The organism is Pseudomonas sp. Yb2C2 (assembly GCF_052112325.1).
Taxonomy (GTDB): domain Bacteria; phylum Pseudomonadota; class Gammaproteobacteria; order Pseudomonadales; family Pseudomonadaceae; genus Aquipseudomonas; species Aquipseudomonas marginalis.
Genome location: NZ_JAVAJK010000026.1, coordinates 81,657 through 98,187, shown reverse-complemented (window position 1 = coordinate 98,187; position 16,531 = coordinate 81,657). Strand labels below are relative to the sequence as shown.

The window sequence follows — 16,531 nt, the reverse complement described above, 5'->3', positions numbered from 1 at the left end:
CGTTAGCGGCCAGGCTGTCGATGGCCGAGAGGGTTTTCTCGCCATCGGGCACGGCGATCTTGATCACGGTAAAGCCATGTTCCTTGCCGGCTTTTTCGGCAAAGGCCCATTCGGTCTGGAACCACGGCTCCTCGGCCTGCTTGACCAGGAAGCCGATTTTCACTTCCTCGGCAAATGCGAAAGTACTGAGGCCGCTGAGCACGGCGGCAGCTGCCAGTACGCGTATTGCTTTTTTCATGAACGGCACCTCTTGTTGTTATTGGGAGTGGCAAGTTCTAGTCGTGGTACATCACCGACCGCCCGCCATCGATCATCAGGCAGGTGGCATTGATAAAGGGCGCCTCGTCGGTCGCCAGGAACAGCGCCGTCATCGCCACCTCGACGGGCTGGCCGATGCGCTTGGGCGGGTGCAGGTCGAACGCACGCTGGCGCTCGGCGTGGGGGTCGGGGAAACCGTTCCAGTAATCGACGTTGAGCTGGGTTTCGATATAGCCCGGGGCGATGGCATTTACGCGGATGCCCTTGGGCGCGTATTCGATACCCAGAGCGCGGGTAAGGCCGAGCAGGCCGTGCTTGGCGACCGGGTAGGGAAAGCAGCCGGGAATGATGTGGCTGGAATGGGTGGAGGCGATATTGATGATGTTGCCGATGCCCTGCTCGATCATGTGTGGCAGCACCGTGCGGCAGCCGTACCAGGCGCCGTCGAGGTCGATGGCGAAGCAACGGCGCCAGTCTTCGTCGCTCATCTCCAGCGGGTCGCGGAACACGTTGACCCCGGCGCAATTGACCAGCACATCCACCCGGCCGAAGCGCTCAATGGCCACATTGACCAACGCCAGCCATTGCGCTTTGGAGGTGATATCGACGGGTTGGGCGTAGATCTCGGCGCCGCGTTCGCGCCAGTGGGCAGCGACTTTCTCGACCTTTTCGGCCTGGATATCGGCGATCACCAGGCGCGCCTGCTGGGCCTGGAAACACGCGACGATCGCCTCACCAATGCCCTGGGCGGCGCCGGTGATGATCACCACCTTGTTCTTCAGGCGCTCGCCGTAGGTTGGCTCGGGCACAGCGGGTAATGACAACGGTTGGGCCTGCATCGCGTCACCTGTTTTATTTTTGGCAGTGAGTGCTGATGCAGACGACTATAAACCCATCATTTGAAACATCTCAATATATAAATTTGCATCCCACATAGTGAGCAAAATCAAAAAATAATGTGGGAGGAGGCTTGCTCCCGATAGCGGCACGTCAGCTACAGAAAGGCTGACTGATTCACCGCTATCGGGAGCAAGCCCCCTCCCACATTTGATCTACAGTGTGTTCAAGAAGGTGGCTTCAGCCGAGAGCAAAATCCCGCAGCGCATCACCTTCCATGCGATAGCGCACCCACTCCTCCTGCGGCTGGGCGCCGATGGATTTATAAAAGGCAATCGCCGGCTCGTTCCAGTCCAGCACGCTCCACTCGAAGCGCGCGCACCCGTTATCAAAGGCAATCTTCGCCAAATGACGCAACAGCTTCTTGCCCGCCCCGCCGCCACGTTGTTCCGGGTTGATATACAAGTCTTCCAGGTACAGGCAGTTGCTGCCCAGCCACGTGGAATAGCTGAAAAAGAACACCGCAAACCCAATCGGCAAGCCATCCCGCGAGCAGATCAGGCCATGGGCGGTGGCGCCCTCGCTGAACAGGCTGCGCTGGATGTCCACCACGCTGGCGATCACTTCATGCCGGGCTTTCTCGTACTCGGCGAGTTCGGTGATGAAAGTCAGGATCTGCGCAGCATCGCTGGGCACGGCGGGGCGAATCTCGATGGTCATGGGCGAGCCTTGGGCAATTTCAAAGCACACATACTAAGGCGCTTTGATGACTGATTGCAGTGCAATTTATGGGGAGCCCGGCAGCCGACACACAAAATCTTACAGGTGCCACGGCACCGTTCGTCGCCACCCAGGCACGATCATCAAGGCACAACTGACCAATAGAGGGTAAGGACATCAATCATATGGAGACACCCTCATGAAGCATTCCAAGTTTGCCGCCCTCGCATTTGCTGGCCTGTTGTCTTCGGTTTCGCTGAGTGGTTTGGCTGCCACGTCGTCCACTGGTCCTACCAACCCGGACGCCACCACCGAATCGCAGAAATCCATGGGCACGGGCCTGGACACCAACGGCGGCGCGGTCATCGATAACACCAATGGTGCCGACCCGCATACCCAGGGTCACGATACCCAACGCCAAGCGCCCGCGGCCGTCGGCAACGGCAAAATGGGCCCTTCGGTGAATGAGCCGAAGATAAATAAAGGCGATGACTCGAACCTGCCGGGCGCGCCGAAACAGCCTGCGCCTTAACGCATCAAATGCAATCGCAACACCCGATCATTCCCCAATGAAGAGGTACGCATGAACGTCGATAAAGACCTTGAAAAAGAAGTCCTCACCCGCCTGCTGCACGCTCATCCCCAGGGGCTGGGCAAGGAAGTGCTGGATAACTACCGCGGAGAGAAAGTGGTCGCCAGTGCGTTGGCATTTCTGCAAGACCGCGGGTTGATCAAGGATGGGCATGTGACCACCGACGACGCCGGTGAATACTCGCTGAATCTGCCGATCAAGTTGACGGCGTCGGGTGTGGACGAGGCGCGCAAACTCGAAGGTGAGACGCGCCAGTAGTCCTCATGTAAAACCCAATGTGAGAGGGAGTAAGCCTTCCTCTCACATGCTTGGGCCTATGTTCAGTCAGTAAGTAATGCGTCGACTTCAGCGGTGCCTGGGGAAGTTGCCGGGCCCCAACGCGTCACCGCCAGGGCCGCCGCTGCGTTCGCCCGCTGTGCTGCCGCAGCAGGTTTCAACCCAGCCGCCAACCCCGCAATAAACACGCCCGCATGCGCATCGCCCGCGCCATTGCTATCCACCGCCTGCACCTTGAAGCCCGGCACATGCTCGATCTGACCCGCACGCCCCACCCAGCAGCCATTCGGTCCGTCACGCACCACCAATAGCGTCTCGGCGCGCAGGTGCTGGCTGAGCGCCGGCAACGCTGCAGCGATGTCCGCCGCGCCGGTAAACGCCAAGGCTTCAGGACCATTGCTGGTCCAGATATCGATACGTGGCAACAGCGCACCCATCAAGGCCGAATCCGGCGCTTTGACCAGCGGCCCCGGATCGAACACCACCACGACTTCCGGGGGCAGTGCCAGCAGCCAGTCGATCAGCGCCTGGGCCTTGCCTTCCAGGAGCAGGCTGTAGCCACTGACGTAGACGTAGTCGTCGACACGCGGTACGACGGTGGTCAAATCCTCCTGGCTGAGTTCACCCTCGACGCCGATATGGGAAATGAACGTGCGCTCGGTAGTGGCTTCGGTCAGGGACACGCACAAGCCAGTGTCCTTTGCGCTGCTGGCCGCCAGGGCCATGTCAATGCCCTCGGCCTGCATCGCTGCGCGGGCCAGGTCGCCGAAGCGGCCAGTGCCGTGACGGCCCAGATAGACCACCGGCAAGCCATTGCGCCGCGCCGCCGCCATCACGTTGAAACCACCGCCGGCTTCGAAGCTGGCGGACTTGGCCAGCACGTCGCCGCCGGTCGCAGGCAAGGTGTCGAGGGCCATGACCAGGTCGACGATGACCTGGCCGGTGTGCAGCAATCTAGACATTAGGGCTCTCTACCAACGCCGGACGACGGTCAGCCGCGCCGCCCAGTACCGCATAAATCCCACCGGCGACCAGGAAAGTGACGATCCAGCCCAGGCCATTGTGGCCGAGCCAGGAGTCGGACAACGGCCCGGCGAACCAGATATTCTCGGCGGTGGTGCCGATGGTGGTGAAGCTGAAACCCAGCACGATGGCCACGGCCCAGGCGCCGAAGGCGCGCCATTCCACACCGCCGCGATACCAGTAGGCGCTGCTCGGGCTCACGTCCAGCAGGTCCTTGGGGCTGTAGTAGTGACGATGGATCAGGTCGACCACGAAGATCCCCACCCACGCGGTGATCGGCACCGCCAGCAACGAGATGAAGGTGATGAACGGGCCGTAGAAACTGTCGGCGATCAGCATGAAGTAGATGGAACCGGCGAAGATCGCCACGATGTCGACGATCACCGCATGCACGCGCTTGACCTTCAGGCCAAGGGTCAAGGTGGTGAGGCCGGCCGAATACACCGACAGGTTGTTCGACAGCAGCAGCCCGCCAAACGCGGTGATCAGGTACGGCACCGCCATCCAGGTGGGCAGCATGTCGCGGATCGCGATGATCGGGTCAGTGGCCGCGGCCAGGTCGTTGTTGCCGACCGACAGCAGGCCGCCGAGGGTAATCAGCAACACCAGCGGAATGCCCGCACCAAATGCCGCCGACGCCACCAGGCGCACGGCCGTGACGCTGCGGTGCTGGTAGCGCGACATGTCGGCACCGGCGTTGGCCCAGCCGATACCGGTACCGGCGGCCATGGTGCCGATGCCGATGATCATCGCGCTCAAGGGAGCCGGGGTGGCGTTGAACACCGCACTCCAGTCGATGGTGGCGCAGAGGAAACCGCCCACCAGGATATTCAACGCGCCGAACACGTAGGTGGCCCACTTCTGGATCACCAGCAAGGTGGCGTGGCCCAGGCCCGATACGGCCAAGGTCAGCAACACGAACATGCCGATGAAGATCAGGGTGAGGACCGGTGCGCTTTTCGCCTCCACCGCAGAGCCGAACAGAATTGAACACAACGACAGCAACACGAAGGCCGCCGTGGTGGTGTTGACGGTTTCCCAGCCCAGGCGCGACATCAACGACACCAGCGTCGGGCCGATATTGCCGCGCACGCCGAAGATGGCGCGGGACAAGGTCAGGCTGGGGGCACGGCCGCGACGGCCGGCGATGGAGATGATGCCCACCACGGCGAACGAGCCGGCAGCACCTAGGATCGCGACGATGATCGCCTGCCAGATGGCCAGGCCGCGAAACGCCACGAGGGTGGCGCCGAGGGGCAGGCCGAGGATGCTGATATTAGCGGCGAACCACACCCAGAACAGTTGCAGTGGATGGCCGTTGCACTCCCCTTCAGGGACCGGTTCGATACCGCGGGTTTCCAATTGCCCGGCGCTTTGGCCGGAAGAAGTGCTGCTCATGAGTGGTGCTCCTGGTGCCTGTATTGTTGTGGTTGTGGCGGATACGCGGTCTTCCTGACTCAGCGCAATGCGAGCAAGCCTTGAACCAGCGGCTGCAGATCGAGGCCGTTGACCTGCTTGACCTGTTTGATCATCGATTCGGGCCAGCACTGCAGGCCGAGGCAGGCACCGAGCATCGCGCCGAGCATCGCGGCAATCGTGTCGGTATCGCCGCCCAGGCTGGCGGCCAGGCAAAGGGCTTCGAACGCGTTCATGGCCCCCACCGCCACTTGCTGGGCGAGGGCAAACGACACCACCACCGATTCCTGGGAGGCGACGGAGGTGCCAATCAATTCATACAGCAGGTCAGCGAACAGGGCTGTGTCGCCGCTGCCGACGCTCAGGGTGCGCGCCCAACTGATACGGGTGGAGATGCGCCCGCCGGCAATCCAATGGCCATGGCCTTCCGCCTGTTGAGCCACCTGGGTGCCGATATTCAAGGCTTCACCCAAGTCCACACCGTTGATGCCCGCGGACACCACCGCCGCCACTGCCGCGGCGCTGGAGATGCCCAGGTTGGTGTTGTGGGTGACCTGGCAGGCCTGGATCACCGCCTGGATAAATCGCGCCGGGTCGCTGACATCGGCGGCGATTCCCACTGGGGTGATGCGCATGGCGGCGCCATTGGTGGTGCCGTAGCGCCCGGATTCTTCCGGGGTATGGCCGTTGAGGATCATATCGATTGCACGCTTGGTCGACGGGCCGAGCAGATCCTGGGAGCCCTTGGCGCGCATCACCGCTTCCCAATCGATCAGGCGCCGGGCGAGCACGGCGGGGTCGATCTTGCCTCGGCCCTCGACCAGCAGCTCACCGACCAGGATCGCTTGCTCGGTGTCATCGGTGATGGAGCCCGCCGGCATATTGGGCGCGATGGGTTGGTCGGCGTCGGCATTTTCCAGGCCGGTAATGGCACCAAAGCGCTGTTGCACTTGCTCACGGCTCAGGGATTGGGTGGGCATGCCCAGGGCATCGCCCAACGCCAGGCCGTAGAAAGCGCCGAGGGCGCGGGTATTGGGGGTCATTTTGAAGATCCAAACTGCAGGTGCAGGCGAAAGTGCAGAGGGTCGAGCAGGCTTTCGACGTACTCCATGAAGCGCTCGCGGCGATCGTAGGTGGTGCGCGAGGCCTTGAGGAACACCGTGCCCACCGGGCGGCCAAGCAACTCGGCGTCTTCATCGCTGAGGGGCTCGGCGCCGATCCATTGGTCACCTTCGGCACCGACGTAACCGTAGGCTGCCAGGGTGATGGTCAGGGAATTATCGATCAGCCCAACGCGCGGCAGGCTTTCCAGGCCACCGGACGCGGGCATCAGCGAGCGCTCAAGGGAAACGGCCGTGCCATCAGTCGTGCGGCGACGGCGGTCGAGGGCGATAAATTGGTCGGTGCCGAAGCGACTGAACAGATCGGCGCGCGTCACCGCTTCCAGGCGCAGAATATCGGTGGTCACCAGGGCCCCGGTGTCCGCCAGCGCCTGGGCCCAACCGCTGGTTTGATCCAGCGCCATGCCATCAAATGTGACGATGGAGCCCACGCCGCTCTGGGTCGCGATGTAATTGCGCCTTTTGAGTTCGGCGAGGGCTTCACGCAGCGTGCCCCGGCTGACCGCAAACTCTTCAGCCAGTTGATGCTCGCCCGGCAACAGGAAACCGTCGGCCATCACCCCTCCCTCGATACGGCGGATGAGCTCGTCGACGACGCGTTTTTTCTTATCAAATCGGACATGTCTAATCATGTACAAATTGATAACCGAAAGCGGCCATTTGCAGCAAGCGAATTATTTCAGGGAGATGAAAAAACCGGTCTCACGGCTCCAGGCCAATACGGAAAAACTCGCCGCCGCTCCATACGCCAAGCCAGTTCTGACCATTGATCGGGCGACTCACCGCCAACTCCACCAATTGGTAGAACACATTGCGATGCACCAGGGCTTCGAGGTTGGTACGCACGCGCAGATAGGGGGACGGTTCCTGGGTGACGGGATCGATCACCACCCGCAGTGGATGCTCAATATCGGCTGCAACCTGCTCGTCGACGTTGGTGGTGAAACGCAGCACCTGGCTTTCGCCCTGCCCTTCGACGTCGAGAGTAACCGCGACAAAGGGCGCATCATCGACGGTGATACCGACTTTTTCCACTGGGGTGATCAGGAAGTAATCATCGCCATCTCGGCGGATGATATTAGAGAACAATTTGACCATCGGCTTACGCCCGATCGGCGTGCCCTGGTAGAACCAGGTGCCGTCACGGGCGATGCGCATGTCGATGTTGCCGCAGAAATCCGGGTTCCACAGATGCACCGGCGCCGGTCCCTTGCCCTTGGGCAACTGAGCCAACAGATCGTTGGCCTTGGCGGAATCGGTCATGGTGTTCTCCTTGGTGTTACTGATCGCCCATGCCCAACAGGCCTCGGGCGTACTGCGCCAAGGGGCGGGCAATCAGGTCTTCTGGCTTGTTGTCGTGGAACGTCAGTAAACCGCCACGACTGCGAATACGTGCAGTATCAATCAAATACTGGGTGCTGGTCTCGATCAACATGATCTGGATTACCCCGTTGTCCAGGCCAAGCCGGTCCAGCGCCTCTTGATCAGCCCATTCGTCGGCGTTGCCGATACGGTCATCGGCCTTGGCGAAACGGCAGTACAGCAGGTAGTGGGCACCCGCCGCACGGGCCTCGGCCATCGCCTGCTCCAGGCCTTCCGGCTGACGAGCACGACGCACCATGGGGAAGTATTCGACGAAACCGTTGAAGGCTTCCTCGGCCACCACATTCGGCCGCGGGTAGGCGCTGCCGGGCGGTACAAATGCACCCTGGGCGATAAAGACAAAGGAATCCGGCTGTATGCGCACCGAGGCGGTACGACGAGTGTCGCTGTGGTCCAGCAACCCGGCGTCGCTCATCTGATAACGGGTGCCTTCGGCCATATCGCTGACGGTCATGCAACCACTCAGCGTCAACGACGCCAGCAACAAAACCAGACTACGCATCCTAATCCTCCAGAAGCCGGTGACGGAAAACCGGCGAATGGACACGAGATGCAGAATCCGCGCCATTTGGAAACAACGCAGAACTAAATGTGGGAGGGGGCTTGCTCCCTCCCACATTGGATGATGTTTAATCTTGGGAAAGCATTATCCGCCAATGATCTTCATGATCGTCGCACCGCCGGAGAAGGCCACTTCCTGCTTATCGCCCAAGGCCTTCATCAGCAGGCCTTGCAGGGCCGGCAGCGCCTGGTGGCGAGGCTTGTCCAACAGGTCGCCGACATAGTGACGGTTGCTCGACGACAGGCAGCCATGCAGCCAGCCGGTCGACGACAAGCGCAGCCGTGAACAGGTGCGGCAGAACGGTACGCTTTCGTTGGCGATCACGCCGAAGAAGCCTTTGCCCGGCACTTCGTAGCGTACCGCCGTGGCATCCACGGGAGCGTTGGCTTGCAGGTATTCGTGGTGTTCGCCGATCAGGCCGAGCAGCTGTTGCAGGCTGACGAACTGCTGCAGGAATGCATTGGAGTCCTTGGCCAGGTGGCCCATGCGCATCAACTCGATAAAACGCAGCTCGTAGCCACGCTCCAGACAGTAGTCGAGCAGCGGCATCACCTGGTCGAGGTTCTGGCCGCGCAACGGCACCATGTTGACCTTGATCTTGATCCCGGCAGCACGCGCCTGGTCCATGCCATCGAGCACGGTCGCCAGGTCGCCGCCACGGGCGATGCTGCGAAAGGCGCCGGCATCCAGGGTATCGAGGGAGACGTTGATACGCCGAATTCCCGCATCCACCAGCAGCGGCAGTTTGCGCGCCAGCAACTGGCCGTTGGTGGTCAGGCTGATGTCGCTGAGGCCCATGCCGCCCACGGCGCCCATGAAGGCTTCCAGCTTGGGGCTGACCAGCGGCTCGCCACCGGTGATGCGCAAGCGCTCGATGCCCGCCGCCTCGATCAGGTAGGCCACGCCACGGGCCATGGCCTCGGCCGAGAGTTCGTCCTGGGCAGCCACCAGCCGCTTGCCGTTCGGCACGCAGTAGGTACACGCGTAATTGCAGGCTGAGGTCAGGCTGATCCGCAAATTGCGAAAACGCCTGCCTTGACGATCAACGATCATGGATCACTCCGGCAGAGGATGATTCGGGCGTGCTAAAAACTGACTGATAAATCAGCTTTTAGCAATATCCTTGCCTGAGTATATTCCTGGGTTACTGCGCCTGGCAGCAAATCATTACGTGGCCGGGGTTTCGACGGGGGCCGCTTCAACCAGTGCCGGCTCGGAGCTGTGCTTGCGCTTGTTGCCCATGCGCACACCGATATCCATCAGGAACTGGAAGAAACCTTCCTGGTCTTCCAGCACATTGCTCCAGAACGGCGAGTGGTACAGCGCCACGGCGCCGTGCACCAAGGCCCAGGCGGCGCAGTAGTGGAAATACGGCGGTACGTCTTCAAGCTTGCCTTCGCTGATGCGGCCCTTGATCAGCAGGGTCAGGCGCTCGAAGTTCGAGGCGCGGATCTTGTGCAGCTCCTCGACCATCTCCGGCACTTGATGGCCCTTGACCACCTTCTCTTCCAGGCGGTCGAACAGGCGGTAGCGCTGCGGGTCGCGCATGCGGAACTCGAAGTAGGCGCGGGACAGCGCTTCCTTGTCCTTGTCGACATCGGCCGAATGCAGCAGCTCGTTCAAGTCGCGCTCGTAGTCGAGCATCAGGCGCAGGTAGATCTCGGCCTTGGACTTGAAGTGCTTGTAGATCGTGCCTTTGCCGATACCCACGGCATCCGCGATCATCTCGACGGTGACGCTGTCTTCGCCTTGTTCGAGGAACAACTTGAGTGCGGTGTCGAGAATTTCCTGCTCACGGCGGCGAAACTCACGGACCTTACGGGGTTCTTTGTGCATGAGGAAGAGGTCTGCAAAGGTCGGAATAGGGAGGGCTGCGCAGGGCCACGAATACATGGCGATACGATTTACCCAGTGCGAGGGATTATCCCGACTGAACGGTCGTTGGGCAACGTCTATGTGAACCCGCCCTGCACTTTACTTTCAAGGCGCCAACGTTTTCATGCCTATCAGTCAGAAATAATACGCAACAACAGCACCCGTGCACCTGCCCAATGAGAACTCAAGCGAAGCGCATGTATTCCAAATCTGTTTAAAAAACGATCAGTCGCGACTGGACTGAATCAGATACTGATCAATACTTGAACTGTCGGCGTGACATCTCCCCCAAGTGAAGCGCCGACCTGGGTACCGACGGACTGTGTGCCCTTGTTTTACTCCTAATGGTCTTAACCCGGATTCACCCCCCAGAACCCGGGTTTTTTTTGCCTGCGATTCAGTCGTGTCATGCGGCGACGTGGGCCAGCGGGAACAGGCGCTTGAAGTTCTCGGTGGTCTGCTCGGCAAAGCGCTCATAGGACTCACCGCGCAGCATCGCCAGGTAGTCCGCCACATCCCGTACATATTCGGGCAGGTTCGGTTTGCCACGATGGGGAATCGGCGCCAGGTACGGCGAATCGGTTTCCACCAGCAGGCGGTCGGCTGGCACTTGGCGCGCCACGTCGCGCAGGGCATCGGCATTGCGGAAAGTGACAATGCCCGACAGGGAAATATAGAAGCCCAGGTCGAGCGCTGCCCTGGCCATGTCCCAATCCTCGGTAAAGCAATGCAACACGCCGGCCTGGGGCAACGCGGCTTCGCGCAACAGGGCCAGGGTGTCGGCACGGGCGCCGCGGGTGTGGACAATCACCGGTTTGCCGGTTTGCCGGGCGGCCTGCAAATGCAGGCGAAACGAGGCCTGCTGCAACTCGGCGGCTTCCGGCTCGTAATGGTAGTCCAGGCCGGTTTCGCCAATGGCCACCACGCGCGGGTGATTGAGTTCGCCCAGCAGCCAGTCGAGGGCCGGGGCTTCGCCGGGCTTGAGGTCCAGCGGGTGGATACCCACCGAGCAATCCACATCGGCATAACGCTCAGCCAAGGCTTTGACGTCGGCAGCATTGTCGGCGCTGACGCCAATGCACAGGAAATGCCCTACCCCACGCTGGCGTGCAGCGTCGAGGGCAGCATCCAGGGAGCCGCCATGCTGGGCAAGGTCGAGGCGATCAAGGTGGCAATGGGAATCTACAAGCATAGGAAATTACGACTTAGGTCACGGAAAGTGTCTGGCCAACGATACACCCGTCGGCCAAGGAAATTAACGGCGGCCGAGCAAGCCAACCCACTGCACCAGCAGCGCTTCAAGCAACAGCACGCGGTTGAGGTTGGCCTTGCCGAGCACCTTCTGGCGCTGGGCGAGGATCCAGTCCTGGATAGTCAGCACCTTGTCCTGGGCACTTTTCTGCGCGAGGTATTGCACCACCTTGCGCATGTCCGGCAGGCCCAGGCCGTTTTCATCCTGGGTCAACTGGTAGCGCAGGATCAGGCTCGACCAATCACAGAACCAGTCGAACAGCAGCAGCAAGGGAATGTCCTTCCAGGCGCTTTCAGCCAACTGGGTGGCGGACAGCTCTTGCTTGAGCAGTTTTTTCACCCCATCCACAACCAGGGCGCGTTGCTCACGTACGCCCTGGGCTTGCAGCTTGACGGCCGCCAGCGGGGAACCGGCCGCCAGGGTCAGCAACTCGATCCGCTCCTCTGCGGAGCAATCCGGCAGCGCCTTCGCCAGCCATTGCAGGCTCATGGCTTCGCTGGGCAACGGGCAGGCCTGCTGTACACAACGGCTGCGAATGGTCGGCAACAAGCGGCTGGACTGGTGGCTCACCAGCAACAGCACCGTGTCGCCGGAGGGTTCTTCCAGGCTCTTGAGCAAGGCATTGGCGGCGTTGATGTTCATCGCCTCCACCGGCTCGATCAGCACCACCTTGCGCCCGCCCATCTGCGCGGTCTGCACCACGAAACTGACGAGGTCACGCACCTGGTCGACCTTGATCGCCTTATCGGCCTCCTCGGGTTCGAGCAGGTAGTTGTCCGGGTGGCTGCCGGCCTTGAGCAACAGGCAGGATTTGCACGCGCCGCAGGCTTCAAGGTTGACCGGGCGCTGGCACAGCAGGCTGGCCATGAGTCGCTCAGCCAGATCGCGCTTACCAATACCGATCGGCCCGTGCAGCAGATAGGCATGGGCGTGCTGGGCACGGCCGGCCAACTGCTGCCAGAGACTGTCCTGCCATGGGTAGGCTTCAGCCACGGGCGCGCTCCAACAGCTTGGGTAACAGGGCGTCGATGGCCTGCTGCACCTGCGTCAACGGCTGGGCTGCGTCCAGCAGGTGGTAGCGCGCCGGTTCCGCCTGGGCGCGCCTGAGGAACGCGCTGCGCACAGCATCGAAAAAACCCTGGCCTTCCAGTTCGAAACGGTCGAGACGCCCACGGGCGCTGGCGCGGGCCATGCCCACTGCCACCGGCAGGTCGAACAACAGGGTAAGGTCGGGACGTAGATCACCCTGCACAAAGGTTTCCAACGTGGCGATACGCGCCAGGGACAAACCCCGGCCACCGCCCTGGTAGGCATACGTGGAATCGGTAAAACGGTCGCAGATCACCACGGCACCGCGGGCCAGGGCCGGACGAATCACCTCGGCCAGGTGCTGGGCACGGGCAGCGAACACCAGCAGCAGCTCGGTGTCCGGGTTCATCTGTTCTTCGCCTGGGGCCAGCAACACGTCACGGATGCGCTCGGCCAGGGGTGTACCGCCGGGCTCACGGGTCAACACCACCTCGACACCTTCAGCGCGCAAGCGGCCGGCCAGGTAATCGCGGTTGGTGCTTTTGCCGGCGCCTTCGGGGCCTTCCAGGGTAATAAACAAGCCAGTCACAGGCAGTCCTTAGTCAGAGTCATTGCGGGCTTTGCGGCGCGGCGGCATCCGGCGCGGGCTCGGCGGGTGCATCAGCAGGCGGCGCTACGTCTTCCGGCGGTTTTACCAGCGGTGCCGGGCTTGAGCGGTAATCGGCACGGCGCTTGAGCTGGAACTCACGCACAGCGGCATTATGCGCACCCAGGTCATCGGAGAAAATATGGCTGCCGTCGCCACGGGCGACGAAATACAGGCTGCTGCCCGGCACCGGGTTCAACGCGGCATGGATCGCCTCGCGGCCGACCATGGCGATGGGTGTCGGCGGCAGGCCGGCAACCATGTAAGTGTTATAGGGGTTGGCTTCCTTGAGGTGCGCACGGGTCAACTTGCCGTTGTAGCGCTCACCCAGGCCGTAGATCACGGTGGGGTCGGTCTGCAGCAGCATGCCGATCTTCAGGCGGCGTACGAATACCCCGGCAATCTGCCCGCGCTCTTCCGGCACACCGGTCTCTTTCTCCACCAGGGAGGCCATGATCAAGGCTTGATAGGGGTCGGTATAGGGCGCGTCGGCAGCACGCTTGCTCCACTCCTGGGCGAGGACATCATCCAGGCGGTTATAGGCTTTCTTCAGGAACTCGACATCGGTCATGCCGCGCACGAAGCGGTAGGTATCCGGGAAGAACCGACCTTCGGGGAACACGCCAGGATGGCCGAGCTTGTCCATCACTTCGCTGTCACTCAGGCCCGCCAGGGTCTGCACGATCTTTTCATGCTTGGCCAGGGCCGAACGCACCTGGCGGAAATTCCAGCCCTCCACCAGCGTCAGGCTGTATTGCACCACTTCGCCGCGCTGCCACAGGCCGATCAGGCCTTCGGCGGTCATGCCCGGGGTCATGCGGTATTCACCGCTGTGCAGCGGTTGACCGTCCAGGTTGAAGCGCCAATACAGGCGCAACCAGAACGCGCCGTCGAGCACGCCATCGGCTTCCAGGCGATTGAAGGTCCCGGTGGGCGTCGCCCCGGCCGGCACATCGAGCAATTGCTCCTGGGTCAGATTCAACGGCTGCTTCAAGGCAGCGTCATATTTCCACGCGGAAAACCCCAACAGCAAAGCCGCCGAGAACAGACCGATCAGCAGCAGTACAACCAGTTTTCGTATCAACTCAAATATCCAATAGCGCGCGAACAATGCCCTGCAGTTTACGGGTGAGCGGCCCAACCGACCAGCTCATCGCAGCGCACCCACGCACCGGCCAAATGCCATATACGCTGTTGCACATAAAGACTTCGTCAGCCTCCCGCAATTGCTCAAGGCTGATGTCAGCCACGGCTACCGGGATGCCCAGGGCGCTCGCCTGAGCCAGAATCTCGGCGCGCATGACGCCTGCAACGCCGCAACGATTCAGATCGGCGGTTAGTAACAAGCCATTACTTACCAGGAACAGGTTGCTGAACACGCCTTCGATGACACGCCCGGACACATCCAGCATCAACCCTTCGGCATATTCGGCATCCTGCCATTCCGCACGGGCGATCACCTGCTCGAGGCGATTGAGGTGCTTGAGACCGGCCAGCAGCGGCTGCTCGGCCAGGCGGGTGGCGCACGCAAACAGACGAACACCGTCGGCCCCATGGGCCTGGGGATAGGTAGCAGGCGGATTGCCCTGCAAGATACGACGCACTGGCGCCTCGGGGTTGATGCCATAACCGCGCAGGCTGTCGCCGCGGGTGAGGATCAGCTTGAGGACACCGTCGCCGAGAGCGGCGGCATAGGCCTGCACTTCGCTGCGGACCAGCACCTGATCCACAACGAGAGCGAGGCGCCTGCAGCCCTCATCCAGGCGTTGCAGGTGACGGTCAAGCAGCACGGGCTGCCCGGCCTTGACGGCGATGGTCTCGAACAGGCCATCACCGTACGCCAGGCCGCGATCTTTCAGGGGCACGCTGTCCGCTGGCTGACCGTCGACCCAACTGTGCATCACTCGGCGAACCGGCGGAACACCAAGGAACCGTTGGTGCCACCGAAGCCGAACGAGTTGGAAATCGCAACGTCGATCGGCATCTGTTGCGGCTCATGCGGCACGAAGTTCAGGTCGCAGCCTTCGTCCGGCTCATCGAGGTTGATGGTCGGCGGAGCGACCTGGTCCTTGATGGCCATCACGCTGAAGATCGCTTCTACCGCGCCCGCCGCACCCAAGAGGTGGCCGGTCATGGACTTGGTAGAACTGACCGCCAGCTTGTAGGCGTGCGCGCCGAACACCGACTTGATGGCTTCGGCTTCCGCCAGGTCGCCCGTCGGGGTCGAGGTGCCATGGGCATTGATGTACTGCACCTGGTCCGGGTTGACCTTGGCATCGCGCAAGGCGTTGGTGATGCAACGCGCAGCGCCGGCACCGTCGGACGGTGGCGAGGTCATGTGATAGGCGTCGCCACTCATGCCAAACCCGATCAACTCGGCATAGATGGTGGCACCACGCGCCTTGGCGTGTTCCAACTCTTCGAGCACCAGGGCACCGGCGCCGTCGGCCAGTACAAAGCCGTCACGGCCCTTGTCCCACGGACGGCTGGCACGGGTCGGCTCGTCATTGCGGGTCGACAGTGCACGGGAGGCGCCAAAGCCGCCCATTCCCAGGCCACAGGCGGCCATTTCAGCACCACCGGCGATCATCACGTCGGCTTCGTCATAGGCGATGTTACGCGCCGCCATGCCGATGCAGTGGGTACCCGTGGTGCACGCGGTAGCAATCGCGTAGTTAGGCCCCTGCGCCCCCAAGTGGATGGACAGGAAACCGGAAATCATATTGATGATCGAGCCAGGCACGAAGAACGGTGAAATTCGACGAGGGCCGGAATCATGCAGCGTGCGGCTGGTTTCTTCGATATTGGTCAAACCGCCAATACCCGAACCCATGGCCACGCCGATGCGCTCACGGTTGGCGTCGGTCACTTCCAGGCCAGCGTTACGCACTGCCTGGAAACCGGCTGCCAGGCCGTATTGAATGAACAGGTCGAGCTTGCGGGACTCTTTGATCGAGAGATATTCCTCGACATTGAACCCCTTTACCGAGCCGCCAAAACGGGTGGAATAGGCAGAAAGGTCCGTGTGTTCGATCAGACCAATACCACTGCGGCCAGCCAGAATGCCCTGCCAACTGCTCGGCACATCCGTACCCAGTGGCGACAACATACCCATACCGGTGACTACGACGCGTCTACGCGACACAGCACTCTCCTTTTTCTAATGACGACACTTTGCTTCAGAGCTTACTTTTCATCAGCGCTAAAGAAAAAACCGCACGCCGTTACAGCAGTGCGGTTTTTCCCTAACAGCAGGCGACGACTACAAACTATTACGCCTGGTGGTTCGTAACGTAGTCGATAGCAGCTTGAACAGTAGTGATTTTTTCAGCTTCTTCGTCCGGGATTTCGGTCTCGAATTCCTCTTCCAGAGCCATCACCAGCTCAACGGTGTCAAGGGAATCGGCACCCAGGTCTTCTACGAAGGAAGCAGTGTTGACCACTTCTTCTTCTTTGACGCCCAGTTGCTCGGCAACGATTTTCTTGACGCGCTCTTCGATGGTGCTCATACCTTGTTTAACTCCTAATGGACAAATTCAGG

19 protein-coding genes and 1 pseudogene are annotated in these 16,531 nt (G+C 61.3%); 2 read left to right on the top strand and 18 right to left on the bottom strand.

What is annotated here, in order from left to right; all coding sequences use genetic code 11:
- The 3 genes and pseudogenes from Q8X51_RS27850 to Q8X51_RS27840 form a co-directional block, all read right to left on the bottom strand.
- Positions 1-238, bottom strand: a pseudogene (locus Q8X51_RS27850) (arabinose ABC transporter substrate-binding protein); the annotation flags it as partial.
- Between the two features lie 37 nt (positions 239-275).
- Positions 276-1,097 carry an SDR family oxidoreductase gene (locus tag Q8X51_RS27845; protein WP_407694780.1) on the bottom strand — a complete coding sequence of 274 codons (822 nt, stop codon included), beginning with the start codon at positions 1,095-1,097 and terminating at the stop codon, positions 276-278.
- Positions 1,098-1,335: 238 nt separating this feature from the next.
- Positions 1,336-1,815 carry a GNAT family N-acetyltransferase gene (locus Q8X51_RS27840; protein ID WP_027607824.1) on the bottom strand — a complete coding sequence of 160 codons (480 nt, stop codon included), beginning with the start codon at positions 1,813-1,815 and terminating at the stop codon, positions 1,336-1,338.
- 199 nt (positions 1,816-2,014) lie between these two features.
- Between Q8X51_RS27840 and Q8X51_RS27835 the strand changes: the two genes are divergently transcribed.
- Both Q8X51_RS27835 and Q8X51_RS27830 read left to right on the top strand, forming a co-directional pair.
- Positions 2,015-2,347 (top strand): hypothetical protein, encoded by a 333-nt coding sequence (locus tag Q8X51_RS27835; protein WP_407694779.1) that lies wholly within the window; start codon positions 2,015-2,017, stop codon positions 2,345-2,347.
- A gap of 51 nt (positions 2,348-2,398) precedes the next feature.
- Positions 2,399-2,665: a hypothetical protein gene (locus Q8X51_RS27830; protein WP_027607822.1), complete on the top strand. Its 267-nt coding sequence runs from the start codon at positions 2,399-2,401 to the stop codon at positions 2,663-2,665.
- Positions 2,666-2,727: 62 nt separating this feature from the next.
- On the opposite strand, the gene Q8X51_RS27825 is transcribed toward Q8X51_RS27830, so the two are convergent.
- From Q8X51_RS27825 to acpP, 15 genes are all read right to left on the bottom strand, one after another.
- Entirely contained in the window at positions 2,728-3,645 is a 918-nt protein-coding gene (locus Q8X51_RS27825; RefSeq protein ID WP_407694778.1) for a PfkB family carbohydrate kinase, read from the bottom strand.
- A complete protein-coding gene (locus Q8X51_RS27820) occupies positions 3,638-5,104 on the bottom strand; it encodes a purine-cytosine permease family protein (protein WP_065926344.1) in 1,467 nt (488 codons plus the stop codon). Before Q8X51_RS27820 ends, Q8X51_RS27825 begins: the two co-directional genes overlap by 8 nt.
- A gap of 59 nt (positions 5,105-5,163) precedes the next feature.
- Positions 5,164-6,165: an ADP-ribosylglycohydrolase family protein gene (locus Q8X51_RS27815; protein WP_065947751.1), complete on the bottom strand. Its 1,002-nt coding sequence runs from the start codon at positions 6,163-6,165 to the stop codon at positions 5,164-5,166.
- Entirely contained in the window at positions 6,162-6,875 is a 714-nt protein-coding gene (locus Q8X51_RS27810) for a GntR family transcriptional regulator (protein ID WP_051429403.1), read from the bottom strand. The genes Q8X51_RS27815 and Q8X51_RS27810 overlap by 4 nt, the downstream gene beginning before the upstream one ends.
- Before the next feature lie 70 nt (positions 6,876-6,945).
- A complete protein-coding gene (locus Q8X51_RS27805) occupies positions 6,946-7,506 on the bottom strand; it encodes a DUF1285 domain-containing protein (RefSeq protein ID WP_065947752.1) in 561 nt (186 codons plus the stop codon).
- A 16-nt stretch (positions 7,507-7,522) separates the two neighbouring features.
- Positions 7,523-8,128 (bottom strand): DUF4823 domain-containing protein, encoded by a 606-nt coding sequence (locus Q8X51_RS27800; protein ID WP_027607816.1) that lies wholly within the window; start codon positions 8,126-8,128, stop codon positions 7,523-7,525.
- 144 nt (positions 8,129-8,272) lie between these two features.
- The gene (locus tag Q8X51_RS27795) at positions 8,273-9,241 is read right to left on the bottom strand and encodes a GTP 3',8-cyclase MoaA (RefSeq protein ID WP_065926347.1); all 969 of its coding nucleotides are present in this window, start codon (positions 9,239-9,241) and stop codon (positions 8,273-8,275) included.
- 114 nt (positions 9,242-9,355) lie between these two features.
- Positions 9,356-10,024 (bottom strand): TetR/AcrR family transcriptional regulator, encoded by a 669-nt coding sequence (locus Q8X51_RS27790; protein ID WP_027607814.1) that lies wholly within the window; start codon positions 10,022-10,024, stop codon positions 9,356-9,358.
- Positions 10,025-10,469: 445 nt separating this feature from the next.
- Complete coding sequence (locus tag Q8X51_RS27785) at positions 10,470-11,255, bottom strand: TatD family hydrolase (RefSeq protein WP_407694777.1); 786 nt, start codon at positions 11,253-11,255, stop codon at positions 10,470-10,472.
- Positions 11,256-11,318: 63 nt separating this feature from the next.
- Positions 11,319-12,308, bottom strand: a complete 990-nt coding sequence (locus Q8X51_RS27780) for a DNA polymerase III subunit delta' (RefSeq protein ID WP_074847484.1) — start codon at positions 12,306-12,308, stop codon at positions 11,319-11,321.
- Positions 12,301-12,933 (bottom strand): dTMP kinase, encoded by a 633-nt coding sequence (tmk, locus tag Q8X51_RS27775; RefSeq protein WP_065947755.1) that lies wholly within the window; start codon positions 12,931-12,933, stop codon positions 12,301-12,303. The genes Q8X51_RS27780 and tmk overlap by 8 nt, the downstream gene beginning before the upstream one ends.
- Positions 12,934-12,952: 19 nt before the next feature.
- Entirely contained in the window at positions 12,953-14,074 is a 1,122-nt protein-coding gene (gene mltG, locus Q8X51_RS27770) for an endolytic transglycosylase MltG (RefSeq protein WP_137212983.1), read from the bottom strand.
- Position 14,075: 1 nt separating this feature from the next.
- Positions 14,076-14,891 carry an aminodeoxychorismate lyase gene (gene pabC, locus Q8X51_RS27765; protein ID WP_137212982.1) on the bottom strand — a complete coding sequence of 272 codons (816 nt, stop codon included), beginning with the start codon at positions 14,889-14,891 and terminating at the stop codon, positions 14,076-14,078.
- A complete protein-coding gene (fabF, locus tag Q8X51_RS27760) occupies positions 14,891-16,135 on the bottom strand; it encodes a beta-ketoacyl-ACP synthase II (protein WP_065926163.1) in 1,245 nt (414 codons plus the stop codon). The genes pabC and fabF overlap by 1 nt, the downstream gene beginning before the upstream one ends.
- A gap of 127 nt (positions 16,136-16,262) precedes the next feature.
- Positions 16,263-16,499 (bottom strand): acyl carrier protein, encoded by a 237-nt coding sequence (gene acpP / locus Q8X51_RS27755; RefSeq protein WP_003442511.1) that lies wholly within the window; start codon positions 16,497-16,499, stop codon positions 16,263-16,265.
- Between the last annotated feature and the right edge of the window lie 32 nt (positions 16,500-16,531).